Source organism: Arthrobacter sp. FW306-1B-G06A (assembly GCF_058781765.1).
This window is the reverse complement of sequence record NZ_JBYSXB010000026.1, coordinates 1-16,643: the sequence shown is the minus strand read 5'-3', so window position 1 is coordinate 16,643 and position 16,643 is coordinate 1. Positions and strand designations below refer to the sequence as shown.

Genomic DNA, 16,643 nt, shown 5'->3' with positions numbered 1-16,643 from the left:
GATGACGGGCGTCGCGCAGGACGAATTGTTCACGCTTCTCGACATCCAGGGCGAGGACGCTCTTGAGTGTGCCTCGCTGCTGGCGTCACCTCCTGGAGACGGCACCCGACGGGCCCTTGCCAGCCTTGACGCCCGTCTGGGCGTCTTTCCGAGCACGTCCGCCTCCGCCGATGGCTGCACGGAAACGGACTGGATCGAGGCGTTCCTGCGCTTTGCGCCTGTAGTCCACGGCCATCATCTTTCCCTTGGCATTCCGCCGGAATCGTCCGCCGCGATCCTGGCCGATGTGGGACTGAACCTTCGAATCAACCGAAGGGTCCATGGTCGCTTCGGCTTGGACACGTGGGCATGGCTGACCCTCCACATGGCCGGAAACATCTTCCGTATCGGCCGCCTGCAATTCCACCTTGTCCGCAGCGACGAGGAGGGCTCCGCCGCCGCAAGTGACTCCTGGGTGCTGGGTGTGCACATCCCCGAGGATGGCGGCCTGTCCCCTGCCCTCGTGGACACGAGCTTCAGCCAGGCCAGGGAGTTCTTCGACCGTTACTTCCCGGACAAAGCGGTCTCCGTGGCGAGCTGCGACTCCTGGATGCTGGACCCCTACCTGGCCCGGAAACTACCGCACAGCAACATCGCCGCTTTTGCCCGCCGATTCACCCTGGACCGCTGCTCAGACGCTCCGGGCGACGCTGTCTATTTCACTTTCCGGCAGCGCGGCATGGAAAACCTCGATCGGCTCCCCCGCGAGACCTCGCTTCAGCGGGTGGTGCTGGAGAGGATCGACGACGGCGGGGTCTGGCAACTTGGACACGGCCACCTGGTGCTTCCCGCAGCACGGAGCACCCCGGCCTGAAGCGGCCACCTCGCGGCCTCAGTTGGCTACGTCGCCCTGATGGTCCGCTGGCCGGGGCACGAGTCCAGGACGCGCTTCATGGCGTCCTTCTCCGCCTGGGTGACCCAGAGCCGGTAGGCGGCTTTGACGGAAACCTGCCGGGCTACGTAATGGCAGCGAAAGCCCTTGTTGGCAGGGAGCCAGCTTGCGGCGTCGCTCGCGCCTTTCTTGACGTTGGCGGGCCCGTCGACGGCAATCAGGTTGAGGGGGTCATTGGCGAGGCTTTGGCGCTGTTTGGCGGGGAGCTGCTGGGCCCCCTTCTGCCAGGCGTCCCCGAGAGCCACCACATGGTCGATCTGTACGGCTGAGCTGGTTTCGGAGCCCCTGCGGAAATGGATGTCTTCGCCGATGTACGGCTCACGCAGTTCCCCGGACGCGATCCTGCATTTCGAGCCTGCCGTGAACTCCGCTGCCGTAAGATCCCGCCTCAGGATGTCGTTCCTGGTATCGCAGCCGTTCCGGTCGACGTCGAGCCACGCCTGGCCGAATTCATTGCGGTCGTAGTTGTCCTTGGCGGCGCGCCCCTTCACGGGAAGTGCCTCCAGGGCATCAGCCGCCAAACCGAGGGGCACCGGCTGAACCGATTCCACCGGCTTCATCCACTCCGGGTCGAAGACTGGAGCTTCCGTTGGCCCGTTGACCGGGCCCTGTCCCACTGAGAACTGGCCGTCGGTGAAGAACCACCCGACGCCGGCAAGCCCACCCGCGATGATGAGAATCACCAGTACCCAGGCCTGCCGGGAGTGGCGGCGGGCACGTCGATAGGCGGCCCAAGTGGTGCTCAAGGGATTGCGTCCTTTCGGGCCGGAATACGTCCCTTGAGACTAGTTCAGGCGCTGTTCGCCGACGCTGATATCCACAGTGTGGAGGACAAGTCACAGTGTCGGAACAATCACAGCGCAAGCTGCAGGGGCGGCTTACTGCTCCCTGGTGACACGCTTCAGGTCTTCGGCGGCCAGCTCGAGAAGCGACCCCAATTGGATGACCCGCTCCTCGGAGATGTCACCCGCTGCATGTGCGGCCTTGGCTTCGTCGAGAAGCCGCTGGGCTTCCTTGAGGTTGGCGCGCGCTACGTCCAGTGCGTGTTCCAGGGTTGTTTCGTGTTCCAGAATCTTTTCGCTTTCCATGCGTCCATTCTGGTCAGGTTTCCCGGCTGATACCAGCGCATCAGCCGGGAATACCCTGTGTCTTTCCTGGCCTCGGCCTAGGCCGCTAGACGCCGGCGGGCTCCAACGTTGCCTTGGGTTCAAGGTTCACCGCGACGCCGCGTGCCGGGAACGACGGCGGGTTCACGCCGGCCATTTCTTCCATGACGCGGACCACCTGGCAGGAGTAGCCGAATTCGTTGTCGTACCAGACGTAGACCACGAGGTGCTTGTCGGTGGCGATCGTGGCGAGGCCGTCCACGATGCCTGCACGGCGGGAGCCCACGAAGTCCGTGGAGACGACCTCGGGTGAGTCGATGAAGTCGATCTGCTTGCGCAGCTCCGAGTGCAGGGACATTTCACGAAGGTAGTTGTTGACCTCGTCCTTCGTGGTTCCCTTTTCAAGGTTCAGGTTCAGGATGGCCATGGACACGTCCGGGGTGGGAACGCGGATCGCGTTGCCGGTCAGCTTGCCCTGCAGTTCCGGAAGGGCCTTCGCCACAGCCTTGGCCGCACCCGTTTCGGTGATGACCATGTTCAGGGCGGCCGAGCGGCCGCGGCGGTCACCCTTGTGGAAGTTGTCGATCAGGTTCTGGTCGTTCGTGAACGAGTGCACGGTTTCCACGTGGCCGTGGATGACGCCGAACTTGTCGTTGAGGGCCTTGAGCACCGGGGTGATGGCGTTCGTGGTGCAGGAAGCCGCAGTGACGATCGTGTCCGAGTCCTCGATGGAGGAGTGGTTGATGCCGTGGACGATGTTCTTCAGCTCGCCCTTGCCCGGAGCCGTGAGCAGCACGCGGGCCACACCCTTGCTCTGCAGGTGCTGGGAGAGGCCTTCGGCGTCGCGCCAGCGGCCCGTGTTGTCCACCACCAGGGCATCCTTGATGCCGTAGGCCGTGTAGTCGACGGTGGAGGGGTTGTCCGAGTAGATGACCTGGATCTGGACGCCGTTGGCCGTGATCGTGTTGGCGGCCTCGTCCACGCGGATGGTGCCCTCGAAGGAACCGTGCACCGAGTCGCGACGCAGCAGGCTGGCGCGCTTGACGAGGTCGTTCTCGGCGCCCTTGCGGACCACAATCGCACGCAGGCGCAGGCCGTGGCCGCCGCCGGCCTTTTCGATCAGGAGGCGGGCCAGCAGGCGGCCGATGCGGCCGAAACCGTAAAGCACGACGTCGGTGCTGGTCCGGTCGTCCGCGCCGCGGCGCCCGACAACCTCGGCAAGCTCGGCGCGGAGGAAGTCTTCCAGGGGCGTGCCCGCGGCCTCGGCCTTGTACTTCTCGTTCAGGCGGGCGATATCGATCGCAGCAGCCCCGAGGTCAAGTCCGGCCAGGATGTTCAGCAGCGGCGCGGTCTCTTCGAGACGGAGTTCGTCCTTGCTCATCCGGCGCGCGAAACGGTGGGCTTTCAGGATGTTCATCGACGACTTGTTGATCAAGCTGCGCCCGTGGATGCTCGTCACCACGTTGTTCTCACGGTACAGCCGGCCGATCACCGGAATCATGGCCTCGGCCAGCGCTTCGCGGCCCATCCACGTATCAAGACAAGAATCTGATGACTGGCTCACAGAACTACCTTCCTAGGGTCAGCTACATACGTCCTCGTACGTAGATGGCGGCCGCCCGGAGTAATCCTGCGGCACTGGCATCGGCGGGACTTCGGTCTGCCCGGACACCTTGAACGCTGCAAAGAAAAACCGCCGGCTGCGAACGCAGAACCGGCGGTGGAACTTCTACGTTCACTGTCCATTCTAAGGTCTGGCACGGGACGACTTGGCCGCCGGAACGCGTGAAATCACTCACATAGGCGAAGGGATGGGTTGACCGATACGCCGGGTTCTGTCCTCCCTGCCGTTGCCGGCGAAGGAGTGGCGACCATCCATCTACGAACGCCGTTGCCGACGCTCTCCAGCGGCCTACCCGGACACTCGGGCGAGCAGCCCTCGATCGTGCCCTGTCTGGCCTTGCTCCGGGTGGGGTTTACCTAGCCTCCCTGGTCACCCAGGGAGCTGGTGGTCTCTTACACCACCGTTTCACCCTTACCTGCTGCCTGCCTGTGCTGGCACAAGCAGACGCGGGCGGTCTGTTCTCTGTGGCACTAGCCTGCGGGTTACCCCGAGTGGGCGTTACCCACCACCCTGCCCTGTGGAGCCCGGACGTTCCTCGAGCCACTCACGTGGCGCGCGGCCGCCTAGTCAACCCATCCGCCCTACAGTCTACCGGCGTCGGGCCCTGCGCATTTCCGGACGGCACTGCCGGAAGGTACCGCTAGGCAGCTGGCGCCTGTATTACTGGCAATACAGCTAATATCGACTGGTGCTGATTCTGCTGCCGCCCTCCGAAGGCAAGACCCCCGCTGAGAAAGGCTCCGCCGTCGAATGGGAGTCCCTGAGCTTTCCGGAACTCAACAGCTACCGGGCCAAAGTGCTCGACGCGCTGGGCCTGGTCAGCGCGCACGAGGACGCCCTCGCCTTATTGGGGGTGGGCGCGTCCTTGAAGGACGACGTTGAACGCAATACCCGGCTCCACGCCGAACCCGCGGCCCCTGCCCACCAGGTGTATTCCGGTGTCCTCTACGACGCGCTTGGCTACAAGACCCTGACGCCGGCACAGCGCCGCAAGGCGGTGGAGTCGATCCTTGTGGTGTCCGCCCTGTGGGGCGCCATCGGCTTCGGCGACCGCGTGCCCGCCTACCGCCTGTCCATGGGAACGGCACTGCCCGACGTCGGGCGCCTCGCGTCGTTCTGGAAGCCGCAGCTCACCGAGGCCCTCGCCTCGCGGGTGGAGGGCGAGCTGCTGGTGGATTGCCGCTCCAGCACATATGCCGCGGCTTGGGCTCCACCGGCGGCGCAAACTGTCTCCGTCAACGTCTTTTCCGAGTCCAATGGCAAACGCACCGTCGTCAGCCATTTCGCCAAGCACACGCGCGGCGAATTGGCGCGTCACTTGCTGAGCCGCCGAGGAAAGGCGCCAGGGACGCCCGAACAACTCCTCAAGGCAGCCTCGGAAATCTGGACGGCGGAGTTGACGGAAGGCACCGCCCGCAAGCCGCACACCCTCAGCATCATCCTCCCCAACTAACTAGCACTAGATGTCGTTTTGACGCCTCATAACGACATTAACTGCGAGCTAGTTGGGTGGGGAACAGGCGGTTAGTTCCACTCGGCGGAGCGCACCAGGATGCAGCCGGAGTCGGGGCAGAACACGATCTCGTCCTCGGCCGCGGCCTTGACCTCGGCGAGGTCGCCGGGGCTGAGCGTCATTCCCGAGCCTTCGGACTTGCCGTGGAAAAGCCGGGCGGCCCCCACACCGCGCTTGGCAAGGGTCTTTTCGTAGATGGCCAGCATCCCGGCGTCGAGCCCTTCGGCGAAGCCGGTCCTCTGGGCGCGTACATCCGTCTCTTCGGAAACAATCTCGGCGATCGCGGCGTCCAGCTCGGCACGGATCCCGGAGAAGGACCCCTGGATATCATCGACGATCTGCTGTTGCGCCGCTTGGCGCTCCCTGAGTCCGTCCAGGCGTTCGAGGATTTCCAGCTCGACATCCTCAAGGTCCGAACGGCGCTTGTTCAGTGATGCGATGTCGCTTTGCAGCGCGACGAGGTCCTTGGAAAGTCCGGTGCCGCTGTTCAACCTGGCTTCGTCCCGTGCAATGCGGCTCGCCACTTGCTCGACGTCGGCCTCTGACCTGCGCAGCTCTGTTTCGGCGTCGTGGACGGCAAGTTTCGCGGTTCCGAGCGCACCGTTGGCCACACTGAGGGCGTCCTGAAGATCAGTGATGCGGGGGTCTGTCTCCAACGTGCGGCGGCGGTTCGCCAAGGATTTGAGCTTCGCATCCAACCCCTGCAGTTCGAGCAATTTCAACTGTTCCGCCGGTGCTGCCTTGGCCACGCTTACCTCCGCTTGATCGTGCCAGGGTTGGTATTCAGCCCCAGCCAGGCCTTGGGCCTGTTGTCTCGACTCTATCGCCTAGGGCGCTCCCCTGCCTCGCCCGCCAGGCCTAGCCGGGAGTCAGAATGAAGTCCCACGGATCGCTGTTGGTGGTTGCCACACGGATCTCGACGTCGTGGCCCTGGTCCGCGAGCACGTTGCCGAGCGCTTCGGCCGCGGCGGGCAACCAGAGCCACTCGCTCGCGAAATGCGATACGTCAACAAGGTACGGCCTCCCGTCAACGGCAGCTTCGCGCGCCTCGGACGCCGGGTGGTGCCGCATATCCGCGGTGACGTAGATGTCCGCCTGGCTGGCCCTGACGGCGTCGAAGAGGCTGTCTCCAGCGCCGCCGCAAACGGCCACACGGCGCACCAGCCCGTCCTTGTCCCCGGCGACCCGCACGCCGCCGGCCACCGAAGGCAAGATCTCGAACACCCGCGCGGCAAAGTCTCCCAGGGTCATGAGTTCGGGCAAGTCGCCGACCCGGCCGATCCCCTCTTCCGGCAGGCCGTGGGCCGCAGGCGCCAGCGGGACAACGTTGTCCAGCCCGAACGCGTCGGCGAGGACATCGGAAACGCCACCGACGGCGGAGTCCCCGTTGGTGTGCACGGTCAGCAGCCCGGTACCGGACTCAATGAGCCGATGGACGGCGAGGCCCTTGGCGCTCGTGGCAGCAACGGAGGTGACGCCCTTGAGCAGCAACGGATGGTGCGTAACGAGGAGCTCGGCGCCCCATTCAATGGCCTCTTCAATGGCGGCGAGGGTCGGATCCACGGCGAACATGACCTTCGTGACGGTAGCGGTTGGCCGTCCGACAACCAGTCCTACCTCGTCCCATTCCTCGGCAAGCGATTCCGGCCAGAGCTCCTCCACTGCCAAGAGGACCTGACCAAGCGTGGGGGTACCTGGCGTCCCGGCTGCACCGTTCTCCGATTCTTCCCCGGATCCCGTGTCTGCAACCGCGGTGTTCACAGCTTCCATGCATTACATTCTTGCGCATCCGGCGGCCAAGTCGCGCTTGCGGCCATCGGACTGTTTGAGATTGTTGCCACCGGCGGGATCTGCTCCGTCACACTCCCGTAAGGTTGTGCGGGAATCATCCAGGACTCCCGGCCATTGAAGAGATCATGAAAACTTTTGTACTTGGCGGAGGCTGCTTCTGGTGCCTCGACGCTGTCTATCAGAAGACCAAGGGCGTCAGTTCCGTGGTTTCCGGCTACACGGGCGGGCACATCCGCAACCCTGACTATTACGACGTCTGCTCCGGAATGACGGGTCACGCAGAGGTCGTCGCAGTGACTTTCGACGAGGACATCATTCCGGCGGACATCATCCTCGACATGTTCTTCGCCTTGCACGATCCCACCACGCTCAACCGCCAGGGCTACGACGTCGGAACCCAGTACCGTTCCTCGATGTTCTACACCACCACTGAAGAAAAGATCCTCTTCGAGGAAGCCATCCTCCGGAACCAGGAACTGTGGTCCAAGCCGATTGTGACCGAGGTGAGCAGGCTGCCGGAATTCTACGAAGCCGAGTCCATCCACCAGGACTACTACGCCAAGTTCCCCGAGCAAGGTTATTGCCAGGTCATCATCAACCCGAAGCTCGCCAAGGCCCGGAAATATTACTCTTCGTGGCTCCGCGCGTAGCAGCGTGTAGCACCGCTCGTTAGGCTGACCTCAGCAGTAGCTATTTCAGCGAATTCAGAGAATAGGCATGATTACATGGCACGGATCTACGACGACGTCACCCAGCTGATCGGCGGAACCCCCCTGGTCCGCTTGAACAGGCTCACCGAAGGCTTGGACGCCACGGTTGCCGTGAAGCTGGAGTTCTACAACCCCGCCAACAGCGTCAAAGACCGTATCGGCGTGGCGATTGTCGACGCCGCCGAGAAGTCCGGTGCGCTGAAGCCGGGCGGCACCATCGTCGAAGGAACGTCGGGCAACACCGGCATCGCGCTGGCCCTGGTCGGTGCGGCACGCGGTTACAAGGTCATTCTGACGATGCCGGAAACCATGTCCACCGAGCGCCGCGTCATGCTGCGCGCCTACGGTGCGGAGATTGTGCTGACCCCCGGCTCTGAAGGCATGCGCGGCGCCGTCGAGAAGGCACAGGAGATCGTCGCTAACACGGAGAACTCCATCTGGGCCCAGCAGTTCGCCAACGAGGCAAACCCGGCAATCCACCGCGCCACCACGGCCGAGGAAATCTGGGCGGACACCGAAGGCGGAGTGGACATCTTCGTCGGCGGCGTCGGCACCGGCGGCACCATCACCGGCGTCGGACAGGTCCTGAAGGAGCGCAAGCCCGAAATCCAGATCGTGGCCGTTGAGCCCAAGGACTCCCCCATCCTGAACGGCGGCGCCCCGGGCCCGCACAAGATCCAGGGTCTCGGCGCGAACTTCATTCCGGAAATCCTTGACACCAACGTCTACGACGAGGTCCTCGACGCAACCCTTGAGGACTCCGTGGCCACCGCACGCGCCCTCGGCACCAAGGAAGGCATCCTGGGCGGCATCTCGGCCGGCGCGGCTGTCTGGGGTGCGCTGGAGCTCGCGAAGCGTCCGGAGAACAAGGACAAGCTCATCGTGGCAATCGTTCCCGACTTCGGCGAACGTTACATCTCCACGGTGCTTTTTGACGATATTCGCGGCTGATTGCGGACCCCGCGCAACCGCTTTCTTTCATTTCCTGTAGAAAGGTCTTTGTGAGCTTCTTCGCAAGACTTATGGAGGACCTCGAGGCCGCCCGGTCACACGACCCGGCGGCCCGAGGCTCCTTTGAGAACTTTTTTGCCTACTCCGGCCTGCATGCCATCTGGGCGCATCGCCTGACGCACAAATTGTGGCAAAACCCCGAGCTACGCTTCCCGGCGCGGCTCATTTCCCAGCTTGCCCGGTTCCTGACCGGGATCGAGATCCACCCCGGCGCTACCATCGGCCGCAGGTTCTTCATTGACCATGGCATGGGTGTGGTGATCGGTGAGACGGCCGAGATCGGCGAAGACGTCATGATCTACCACGGCGTGACGCTGGGTGGCCGTTCCTTGGCCAAGGTCAAGCGCCACCCCACCATCGGAGACCGCGTCACCATCGGAGCCGGGGCCAAGGTCCTTGGTCCCATCACCATCGGCGCGGACAGTGCCATCGGCGCCAACGCCGTCGTGGTCAAGGACGCACCGCCTGAGTCGATCATCACCGGTGTGCCCGCAACGTGGCGGCACCGTGATGCCAAGAGCGAAACGAAACCCGCCGTCGACCCCGCCGAGTACTACATCGAATACCGGATCTAGCCGGAAAAACGTTTGTAGGCGTTCCAGAAAACGGTGTCGAAGGCCCGGTCGGGAAGCACCCTCCGCAAGGCCAGAATGGTCCAGGCTCCCCTGCCCACCGGGTATCGGGTCCTGGGCCTTCCCGACGTTGCCGCGTGCACGATAGCGCGGGCCACGGTACGCGGGCGGGTCGAAAGCGCAGTCCCCGACGTCGACGCCAAAGCAGCCGCCACGATCCCGGCCTGCCCGCGATACGGTCCGTGTCCCGAGACAGTCAGCAGGCTCTCCCCCGCGATGGTTCCCCATTCCGTGTCCGTGCCCGCGGGCTCAATGATTGCCACGTCGATGCCATGGGGCTTTAGTTCAAGGCGCAGGGAGTCGCTGAGGCCCTCGACGGCGAATTTTGTTGCGTGGTACCAGGCACCAAGGGGTTCATACATTTTGCCGCCGATCGAGGACACATTGATGATCCTGCCGGAAGCCGCAGCACGCATCACGGGAATCACCAGCTGGGACATCCGGGCGAGGCCGAAGACGTTGACCTCGAACTGGCGCCGGCCCTCATCCAGCGGCACCTCTTCCAAGGAACCATAGGACCCGTATCCGGCGTTGTTGACCAGTACGTCGATCCGTCCCTGCTCTGCCAGGACAAGATCCACGGCGGCCTTCATCGAGTCATCCTCGGTGACATCCAGGGACAACACCTTGATTCCGTGGGCTTTGAGCGGTTCCATCTTTTCGACCCGCCGAGCGCCGGCGTACACGACCATTCCCGCCTTGCCGAGCTCGACGGCGGCTTCGAAACCGATTCCGGTTGACGCACCTGTGACAAATGCGACGCGTTGCGGCATGGACTGCTCCTCGTGTGACGGGGTTGAATGTGCACGACCCGCCTACGGCAAAGGCCGGCGCCTCCACAGTAACGCGGAAGTGCCGGCCTTTGTCATGAACCGAGTGGGGCAGCACGGTCAGTCTTTACCTACGTGGCTTGGAGTCGACACGAAAGGGCCTGCCCCAATCGCTAGTGGGTGTCGACTGCCGAGATCTCGGACTTGTCTTCGCCCCACAGGGTGTGGAAGGTACCCTCGGCGTCAACGCGGCCGTAGGTGTGCGCTCCGAAGAGGTCGCGCTGTCCCTGAATGACTGCTGCAGCGAGGCGCTTGCGGCGAAGTCCGTCGTAGTAGGCCAGCGAGGAGGAGAACACCGGAACCGGGATGCCCAGCTGGACAGCCGTTGCCACCACGCGGCGCCATGCCGGCAGCGCGCCGGCGATCGCCTTGGTGAAGGCCGGAGCGAACAGCAGGTTGGCCGGCTTCTCCACGGCAGCGTAGGCGTTGGTGATCTCCTTGAGCAGCTCGGCCCGGATGATGCAGCCGCCGCGCCACAGGGAGGCGATTTCATCGAGCTTGAGGTCCCAGCCGTATTCCTTTGCGGCGGAGGTCAGCATGTCCAGGCCCTGGGCGTAAGAAACCAGCTTGGAGGCGTACAGCGCCTGGCGCACGTCCTCGACGAAGTTCTCGGGGACCTCGACGGCGATTTCCTCGCCGGCGAGCAGCTCCTGGCCAAGCTTGCGCTGTTCTGCCTGGGAAGAGAGGGCACGCGCGAAGACGGACTCGGCGATGCCCGAAACCGGGGAGCCGAGCTCGAGGGCGGAGATGACCGTCCAGCGGCCGGTGCCCTTCTGGCCGGCAGCGTCCACGACGACGTCGACGAACGGCTTGCCCGTCTTGGCGTCGACGTGCCCGAGGACCTCTGCGGAGATCTCGATCAGGAAGGAAGCAAGTTCGCCCTTGTTCCATTCGGCGAAGATCTTGGACTGCTCGGCCGGCTCGATGCCGGCGCCGGAGCGCAGGAGATCGAAGGCTTCGCCGATAACCTGCATGTCGGCGTATTCGATGCCGTTGTGGACCATCTTGACGAAGTGGCCGGCGCCGTCGGTGCCGATCCAGGCGCAGCAGGGCTGGCCGTCAACCTTGGCGGAGATCTTTTCGAGCAGCGGGCCCAAAGCGTCGTAGGACTCCTTCGAACCACCGGGCATGATGGAGGGGCCGTTCAGGGCGCCCTCTTCGCCGCCGGAAACACCGACGCCCACGAAGTGCAGGTCCTTCTCGGCCAGCGCGGATTCGCGGCGGCGGGTGTCCTCGTAGTGCGAGTTGCCGGCGTCGATCACGATATCGCCGGGCTCGAGCAAGGGAACGAGTTGGTCGATGACGGCGTCAACCGGCTTGCCGGCCTTCACCATGATCAGGACGCGGCGGGGCTTCTCGAGGGAGTCCACGAGTTCCTGGAGGGTTTCCGTGCGGATGAAGTCGCCGTCCGTGCCATGCTTGGCCAGCAGGGCGTCGGTCTTTTCGACGGAGCGGTTGTGGAGGGCAACGGTGAAGCCGTTGCGGGCCAGGTTGCGGGCCAGATTGGCGCCCATCACCGCGAGGCCGGTGACACCGATGTGTGCTGACATCAAAACTCCAATTCATTCTTGTGCATCGAGTCCCGCTAGGAGCGAGGAAACGCTTTCTAGAGCAGTAGCTGGAATAAACCATACGTATTTGGACCACGTCTGGGAAAGTTGCGCCCACGTTTTGGAAACGTCCGCGTCACAAAAGAGTCTATGTTGCGAGCTCGTGCTGTGGGGAGTTCACCGTCGCTCGGGCTTCCAGTGGCGGAACCATCAACGCCACTATGCTTACGACTATGTCAACCAGTCTCCACTACCGCGCTGTCGAGCATCTGGGTACCCGGATCGTGGGCGGTAAGCTCCCTACCGGTCACGTCATGTTGGCTGAACACCTTGAGGACGAGCTCAAAGTGTCGCGGTCGGTGGTGCGTGAGGCTGTCAGGGTGCTGCAGTCTTTGGGACTGGTGGAAACCATCAAGCGTGTTGGCATCCGGGTCCTCCCCGCGCACCGCTGGAATCCCTTCGATCCGCTGGTCATCCGTTGGCGGCTGGCCGGAGAAGGCCGCGGCGCCCAGTTGCGCTCCCTCGCCGAACTCCGCTCCGCCGTCGAGCCCGTAGCGGCGGAACTGGCCGCGGAAAACGCACCGGAGTCCCTGCGCAGCGAACTGGTGGACATCTCCCTGGCGATGCGCGAAGCAGGCCGCGCGGGCGACATGCCCACGTTCCTGGACCTCGACATCCGCTTTCATGCCCTGGTGCTCTCCGGCTCCGGCAATGAAATGTTCGCGAACCTGATCGGGCAGGTCACAGAGACACTCACCGGCCGGACCGTTCACGGCCTCATGCCGGAACATCCGAAGGAAGCGGCCCTGCAATGGCACCTGGATGTAGCCCAAGGCATCCGGGACCGAGACGGCGACAAGGCCCGCGAGGCCGCCTCCAACATCATGCGGGAGACCATCGCGGACCTGTCACCAGACTGGGAAGGCCAGCCACGGGTATTTGTTCCAGTCGAGCGGCGCTGACGGCTGAACGCCCGCGCCGCCCGACTCATCGGCTGAGAGCCTATGCCACAGGCTGGAAGTTCAGCAGGACCTTCCCCGATTCGGCCGAGTTCTTGGCCACCTCGAAGGCCTCCAATCCACGGTCCAGCGTGAATTCGTGCGTCACCACCGGGTCCACGTAGAGCGAACCGTCCGCAAGGGCGGCAATGACCTCGTCGATCTCGTTGTTGAAACGGAATGAGCCCAGCAGTTCGAGCTCGCGGGTGATGGCCAGCGAAATGAAGACCGGCTGCGGTCCGGAGGGCAGCAACCCGACCATAACCACTTTCCCGCCGCGGACTGCGCCCTTGATGGCCGATGCCAGTCCGAAGTGGCTGCCGGAAGACTCGATGACGACGTCGGCTTCCACCGCGGCGATCGCCTCGGCGTCGTCACCCTTGAGGACCTCGTCGGCGCCCACTGCGCGCGCGATCTCAAGAGGTTTGTCGTGCATGTCGACGGCCACGATCCGGGCTGCCCCCGCGCGCTTGAGGACGGCAACTGCCAGCGCGCCGATCGGACCGCTTCCGATCACCAGCGCCGTCTTCCCGGCAACGTCCCCTGCGCGGGCGACGGCGTGCCAGGCGACACTGGCCGGTTCCACAAGCGCCGCCGTGCGCAAGTCCAGCGTGGCCGGGAGGGCCCGGAGCATGCGGGACGGCAGGGTGGCGTAGCGGCTGAAGGCGCCGTCCGTGTGCGGGTACCGCGCGGCGCTCCCGAGGTAGGTGCAGCCCGGGGAGAGGTTGGGCCGGTCTTCCGGATACTTAGCGGCACCCGGGGCCGGCGTCGCGGGGTGGACGGCGACGGGCGTTCCGGCTGCCGGGCCGCTGCCGTCCGCGGCCTGCTGGACAACGGTCCCGACGATTTCGTGACCGAGCACCATCGGAGCCTTGAGGATCGATTCCCCCGCCGCGCCATGGAGCCAGTAGTGCAGGTCCGAGCCACAGATGCCACCGTAGGCGATCTCGACAACGGCCTGGTCCGGGGCGGGAACAACGAGGGCTATGTCCTCGATGCGAAGGTCGCCGGCCGCGTGCGCCACGACGGCGGGTGAAGACTGCGGAAGCTGGAAACCACTCATTAGACGACCACCGTCATTCCGCCGTCGACGAAGATCGTCTGGCCGTTGACGAAGTTCGACGCCTCGGAGGCAAGCCAGACTGCCGGACCGGCGAGATCCGCCACGGTGCCCCACCGGTGGGCCGGCGTCCGGCCCAGGATCCAGGAGTTGAAGTCGGGATCGTCCACGAGGTTCTGCGTCATCTCGGTGTGGATGTAACCCGGAGCAATGCCGTTGATCTGAAGGCCGGAGGCCGCCCACTCGGCGGTCATGGCGCGCGTCAGGTTGCGCAGCCCGCCCTTCGCGGCGACATAGGGGGCGATCGTGGGGCGTGCCAGGTCAGTCTGCACGGAGCAGATGTTGATGATCTTGCCGCGGCCCCGCGGGATCATGTGACGGGCGGCTTCGCGCCCTACGAGGAAGGCGCTCGTCAGGTCGGTGGTGATGACCCGCTCCCAGTCCTTCACGTCCAGGTCCAGCATGGGGACGCGGTGCTGGATTCCCGCGTTGTTGACGAGGATATCGAGGGGGCCGACGTTCTCCTCGACCCAGGCGATGCCCCGGGCCGCTTCGGTATCGCTGGTGACGTCGAACGCACAACTGTGGATCCGGCCGGGCCCAAAATCCGCCGCCATGGCGGCTTCGGCGTCCTTGAGCCGTTCCGTGTTGATGCCGTTGAGGACAACGGTGGCACCGGCGTCGGCCAATCCGCGGGCCAGCGCGTTGCCGATGCCGCGGCTGGATCCGGTCACGAGCGCAACGCGCCCGGTGAGATCAAAGAGTCCACTCATGGTTGTTTCCTTACGTAGTTCAAAGGGCTGACGGAAGAGTCGCTGAGGTTGGCGATGGCCTGGCGGACAACTGCGAGGTCCTGGTCGCCAAGGCCCTGATCAATCAGTTCGCGGTAGAGTTCGACGCCGGCAGCCGCCATCGGGACAGCGGCACCGGCCGCTTCGGCGCTTTCGAGCACGAACCTGAGGTCCTTGTGCATGAACTTCGCGGGACCGGTGGGCGCGTAATCCTTGGCTGCCAGGCGCGGGCCGACAATCTCCAGGACCCGGCTTCCGGCTAATCCGCCGGCCAGGACATCGAAAAGGGCAGAAGCATCCATGCCCGAGCGCTCGGCGAGTTCAGCGGCTTCCGCGAGGGCCGCCGTCGTAGTCCCGACAATCAGTTGGTTGCATGCCTTTGCCAGCGATCCGGCACCCAAGTTGCCCATGCGGCGGACCGTGGTCCCCATGGATTGGAGCACGGGAAGCGATCGCTGGAAGTCTTCTTCGCCGGCTCCCACCATGATGGCCAGCGTGCCGTCCTGCGCACCTTTGGTGCCCCCGCTGACCGGTGCATCGACGACGACGGCGTTCCCGCCGCTTGCGCTATGGACCGTCCGGCCGAATTCCTGCACGGCGGCCGGAGACACGCTGCTCATGATGATGATCGTGGTCCCCGGAAGCGGCGCGTCCGAGCGCCAGGACTCGAGCAACGGCGCGGCGGCATCCAGGATGTAGGAGAGATCCGGAAGCATGAAAATGATGACGGGCTGGTCCCGGAGTCCGGCAACCGACTCCGAACGATTTCCGCCGAGCTTCTCCAACTCGGCGAGCGTTTCGGCGGAACGGTTCCACGCAGTCACTTCCCAGCCGTTGCCGAGCAGATTGGCTGCCATGGGGAAGCCCATCAGCCCGAGTCCCACAAAACCTGCGGTCTTGGCGGTCATCTTTCGCATACACCTCACTTCTTTGTGGTTCATCTTTCAAAAACTGTTCAATATCCTAGCCTCAATTCAGTATGATGAACACCATGACGACTGATGAACTCACCATCGCGATCGCAGTCCCGCTCGAAGCCGAGCATGTGGAGCGTATCCGCGCAGTAGATCCGAGCATCACGGTGCTCTACGAACCCGAGCTTCTTCCTCCGGAACGCTTCCCTGCCGACCACTCGGGCGATCCGGACTTCAAGCGGACTCCCGAACAAGAGGAACGCTACTGGTCCATGTTGAACAAGGCCCAGATCCTGTACGGCTTCCCCAACGAGAATCCGGCCGGCCTGGCCCGCATCGCACAGAGCAACCCGCACCTGCAGTGGATCCACGCCATGGCCGCAGGTGCCGGTGGCGCCGTGAAGGCCTCGGGGCTTGACAGCGAGACCCTGCAGAAGTTCAAGGTCACCACGTCGGCAGGCGTCCACGCCCTTCCGCTGGCCGAGTTCGCAGCCTTGGGCATCCTCAACGGCTTCAAGCGCAGCGGGGAACTTGCACAGGACCAGGCAGCCAAGGTCTGGCCCGAGCTGCGCACCCCCACCAAACTTGTGAACGGCTCCAAGCTGGTCATCACGGGTCTCGGCGAAATCGGCCTCGAGACCGCCCGCATCGCCCGCGCCCTTGGAATGAAGGTGAGCGGAACCAAGCGGAACGTCGAAGCGATCGAAGGAATCGACGAGGTTGCGGACAACGATGGCTTGGCCGGACTCCTTGCCACGGCCGACGCCGTGGTCAACACCCTCCCGGGCACTCCCTACACGGAGAAACTCTTCAACCACGAGGTCTTCTCGGCAATGAAGCCCGGCGCGGTCTTTGTCAACGTTGGCCGCGGAACCGTGGTTGACGAAGACGCGCTCCTCGAAGCCTTGGACACCGGCCAAGTGTCCTACGCCTGCCTGGACGTTTTCGCGGTCGAGCCACTCCCCCAGGACAGCCCGCTGTGGAACCACCCGAAGGTCATGGTCTCGCCGCACACCTCGGCACTCAGTGCCGCGGAGAACCGCCTCATCGCCGAACGCTTCGCCAGCAACCTGCGTACGTTCCTCGACGGCGGGGAACTCCCCCACCTTGTGGACACGGTGCACTTCTACTAAACCGCCGGCTTCCCAGCGCCATCGTGGCGGCCCCTCCGGTTTCCGGAGG

17 protein-coding genes and 1 other RNA gene are annotated in these 16,643 nt (G+C 64.3%); 7 read left to right on the top strand and 11 right to left on the bottom strand.

The window, feature by feature from the left end:
• The first annotated feature begins 1 nt into the window (after nucleotide 1).
• Nucleotides 2-853, top strand: a complete 852-nt coding sequence (locus tag AC3WJM_RS14310) for an acyltransferase domain-containing protein (RefSeq protein ID WP_306959376.1) — start codon at nucleotides 2-4, stop codon at nucleotides 851-853.
• 26 nt (nucleotides 854-879) lie between these two features.
• On the opposite strand, the gene AC3WJM_RS14305 is transcribed toward AC3WJM_RS14310, so the two are convergent.
• From AC3WJM_RS14305 to rnpB, 4 genes are all read right to left on the bottom strand, one after another.
• On the bottom strand, nucleotides 880-1,677 hold the full coding sequence (locus tag AC3WJM_RS14305; protein WP_441438309.1) for an HNH endonuclease family protein: 798 nt from the start codon (nucleotides 1,675-1,677) through the stop codon (nucleotides 880-882).
• Nucleotides 1,678-1,809: 132 nt separating this feature from the next.
• Nucleotides 1,810-2,019, bottom strand: a complete 210-nt coding sequence (locus tag AC3WJM_RS14300; RefSeq protein WP_284991178.1) for a hypothetical protein — start codon at nucleotides 2,017-2,019, stop codon at nucleotides 1,810-1,812.
• 85 nt (nucleotides 2,020-2,104) lie between these two features.
• The gene (locus AC3WJM_RS14295; protein ID WP_306959372.1) at nucleotides 2,105-3,601 is read right to left on the bottom strand and encodes a glyceraldehyde-3-phosphate dehydrogenase; all 1,497 of its coding nucleotides are present in this window, start codon (nucleotides 3,599-3,601) and stop codon (nucleotides 2,105-2,107) included.
• Between the two features lie 244 nt (nucleotides 3,602-3,845).
• Nucleotides 3,846-4,236, bottom strand: an RNA gene (gene rnpB, locus AC3WJM_RS14290) — RNase P RNA component class A.
• A gap of 113 nt (nucleotides 4,237-4,349) precedes the next feature.
• Here rnpB and AC3WJM_RS14285 point away from each other — a divergent pair.
• Nucleotides 4,350-5,114 carry a YaaA family protein gene (locus AC3WJM_RS14285; RefSeq protein ID WP_307055055.1) on the top strand — a complete coding sequence of 255 codons (765 nt, stop codon included), beginning with the start codon at nucleotides 4,350-4,352 and terminating at the stop codon, nucleotides 5,112-5,114.
• Nucleotides 5,115-5,185: 71 nt separating this feature from the next.
• On the opposite strand, the gene AC3WJM_RS14280 is transcribed toward AC3WJM_RS14285, so the two are convergent.
• Nucleotides 5,186-5,923, bottom strand: coding sequence for a zinc ribbon domain-containing protein (locus tag AC3WJM_RS14280; protein ID WP_284991174.1), 738 nt, complete (start codon nucleotides 5,921-5,923; stop codon nucleotides 5,186-5,188).
• Nucleotides 5,924-6,032: 109 nt separating this feature from the next.
• A complete protein-coding gene (locus tag AC3WJM_RS14275; protein WP_284991172.1) occupies nucleotides 6,033-6,944 on the bottom strand; it encodes a Nif3-like dinuclear metal center hexameric protein in 912 nt (303 codons plus the stop codon).
• A gap of 146 nt (nucleotides 6,945-7,090) precedes the next feature.
• Here AC3WJM_RS14275 and msrA point away from each other — a divergent pair, with 146 nt between their 5' ends.
• The 3 genes from msrA to epsC all read left to right on the top strand — a co-directional run bounded on the left by msrA (nucleotide 7,091) and on the right by epsC (nucleotide 9,261).
• Nucleotides 7,091-7,615, top strand: coding sequence for a peptide-methionine (S)-S-oxide reductase MsrA (gene msrA / locus AC3WJM_RS14270; protein WP_059387765.1), 525 nt, complete (start codon nucleotides 7,091-7,093; stop codon nucleotides 7,613-7,615).
• A 75-nt stretch (nucleotides 7,616-7,690) separates the two neighbouring features.
• The gene (gene cysK, locus AC3WJM_RS14265) at nucleotides 7,691-8,626 is read left to right on the top strand and encodes a cysteine synthase A (protein ID WP_059387764.1); all 936 of its coding nucleotides are present in this window, start codon (nucleotides 7,691-7,693) and stop codon (nucleotides 8,624-8,626) included.
• Between the two features lie 50 nt (nucleotides 8,627-8,676).
• The gene (epsC, locus tag AC3WJM_RS14260; RefSeq protein ID WP_059387763.1) at nucleotides 8,677-9,261 is read left to right on the top strand and encodes a serine O-acetyltransferase EpsC; all 585 of its coding nucleotides are present in this window, start codon (nucleotides 8,677-8,679) and stop codon (nucleotides 9,259-9,261) included.
• Here epsC and AC3WJM_RS14255 read toward each other — a convergent pair.
• Complete coding sequence (locus AC3WJM_RS14255; RefSeq protein ID WP_306959366.1) at nucleotides 9,258-10,091, bottom strand: oxidoreductase; 834 nt, start codon at nucleotides 10,089-10,091, stop codon at nucleotides 9,258-9,260. The genes epsC and AC3WJM_RS14255 overlap by 4 nt on opposite strands.
• Nucleotides 10,092-10,261: 170 nt before the next feature.
• A complete protein-coding gene (gene gnd, locus AC3WJM_RS14250) occupies nucleotides 10,262-11,698 on the bottom strand; it encodes an NADP-dependent phosphogluconate dehydrogenase (RefSeq protein ID WP_284991168.1) in 1,437 nt (478 codons plus the stop codon).
• Nucleotides 11,699-11,931: 233 nt separating this feature from the next.
• Between gnd and AC3WJM_RS14245 the strand changes: the two genes are divergently transcribed.
• The gene (locus AC3WJM_RS14245) at nucleotides 11,932-12,660 is read left to right on the top strand and encodes a FadR/GntR family transcriptional regulator (protein ID WP_059387761.1); all 729 of its coding nucleotides are present in this window, start codon (nucleotides 11,932-11,934) and stop codon (nucleotides 12,658-12,660) included.
• 40 nt (nucleotides 12,661-12,700) lie between these two features.
• On the opposite strand, the gene AC3WJM_RS14240 is transcribed toward AC3WJM_RS14245, so the two are convergent.
• From AC3WJM_RS14240 to AC3WJM_RS14230, 3 genes are read right to left on the bottom strand one after another with little or no spacing between them, the layout of a single operon-like run.
• Nucleotides 12,701-13,759, bottom strand: coding sequence for an L-idonate 5-dehydrogenase (locus AC3WJM_RS14240; protein WP_492272217.1), 1,059 nt, complete (start codon nucleotides 13,757-13,759; stop codon nucleotides 12,701-12,703).
• Nucleotides 13,759-14,529, bottom strand: a complete 771-nt coding sequence (locus AC3WJM_RS14235) for an SDR family oxidoreductase (protein ID WP_078108638.1) — start codon at nucleotides 14,527-14,529, stop codon at nucleotides 13,759-13,761. The genes AC3WJM_RS14240 and AC3WJM_RS14235 overlap by 1 nt, the downstream gene beginning before the upstream one ends.
• Nucleotides 14,526-15,455: an NAD(P)-dependent oxidoreductase gene (locus tag AC3WJM_RS14230; RefSeq protein ID WP_492272229.1), complete on the bottom strand. Its 930-nt coding sequence runs from the start codon at nucleotides 15,453-15,455 to the stop codon at nucleotides 14,526-14,528. Before AC3WJM_RS14230 ends, AC3WJM_RS14235 begins: the two co-directional genes overlap by 4 nt.
• Nucleotides 15,456-15,526: 71 nt before the next feature.
• On the opposite strand from AC3WJM_RS14230, the gene AC3WJM_RS14225 reads away from it, so the two are divergent.
• Nucleotides 15,527-16,594, top strand: a complete 1,068-nt coding sequence (locus AC3WJM_RS14225; RefSeq protein WP_492272216.1) for a D-2-hydroxyacid dehydrogenase — start codon at nucleotides 15,527-15,529, stop codon at nucleotides 16,592-16,594.
• Nucleotides 16,595-16,643 lie beyond the last annotated feature (49 nt).

Bases quoted from the DNA above. Each gene is read 5' to 3' on its own strand.
- cysK (WP_059387764.1), top strand. From the start codon at position 7,691: ATGGCACGGATCTACGACGACGTCACCCAGCTGATCGGCGGAACCCCC.
- AC3WJM_RS14240 (WP_492272217.1), bottom strand. From the start codon at position 13,759: ATGAGTGGTTTCCAGCTTCCGCAGTCTTCACCCGCCGTCGTGGCGCAC.
- AC3WJM_RS14245 (WP_059387761.1), top strand. From the start codon at position 11,932: ATGTCAACCAGTCTCCACTACCGCGCTGTCGAGCATCTGGGTACCCGG.
- AC3WJM_RS14275 (WP_284991172.1), bottom strand. From the start codon at position 6,944: ATGGAAGCTGTGAACACCGCGGTTGCAGACACGGGATCCGGGGAAGAA.
- msrA (WP_059387765.1), top strand. From the start codon at position 7,091: ATGAAAACTTTTGTACTTGGCGGAGGCTGCTTCTGGTGCCTCGACGCT.
- AC3WJM_RS14300 (WP_284991178.1), bottom strand. From the start codon at position 2,019: ATGGAAAGCGAAAAGATTCTGGAACACGAAACAACCCTGGAACACGCA.
- AC3WJM_RS14230 (WP_492272229.1), bottom strand. From the start codon at position 15,455: ATGACCGCCAAGACCGCAGGTTTTGTGGGACTCGGGCTGATGGGCTTC.
- AC3WJM_RS14310 (WP_306959376.1), top strand. From the start codon at position 2: ATGACGGGCGTCGCGCAGGACGAATTGTTCACGCTTCTCGACATCCAG.
- AC3WJM_RS14235 (WP_078108638.1), bottom strand. From the start codon at position 14,529: ATGAGTGGACTCTTTGATCTCACCGGGCGCGTTGCGCTCGTGACCGGA.
- AC3WJM_RS14255 (WP_306959366.1), bottom strand. From the start codon at position 10,091: ATGCCGCAACGCGTCGCATTTGTCACAGGTGCGTCAACCGGAATCGGT.
- gnd (WP_284991168.1), bottom strand. From the start codon at position 11,698: ATGTCAGCACACATCGGTGTCACCGGCCTCGCGGTGATGGGCGCCAAT.
- AC3WJM_RS14225 (WP_492272216.1), top strand. From the start codon at position 15,527: ATGATGAACACCATGACGACTGATGAACTCACCATCGCGATCGCAGTC.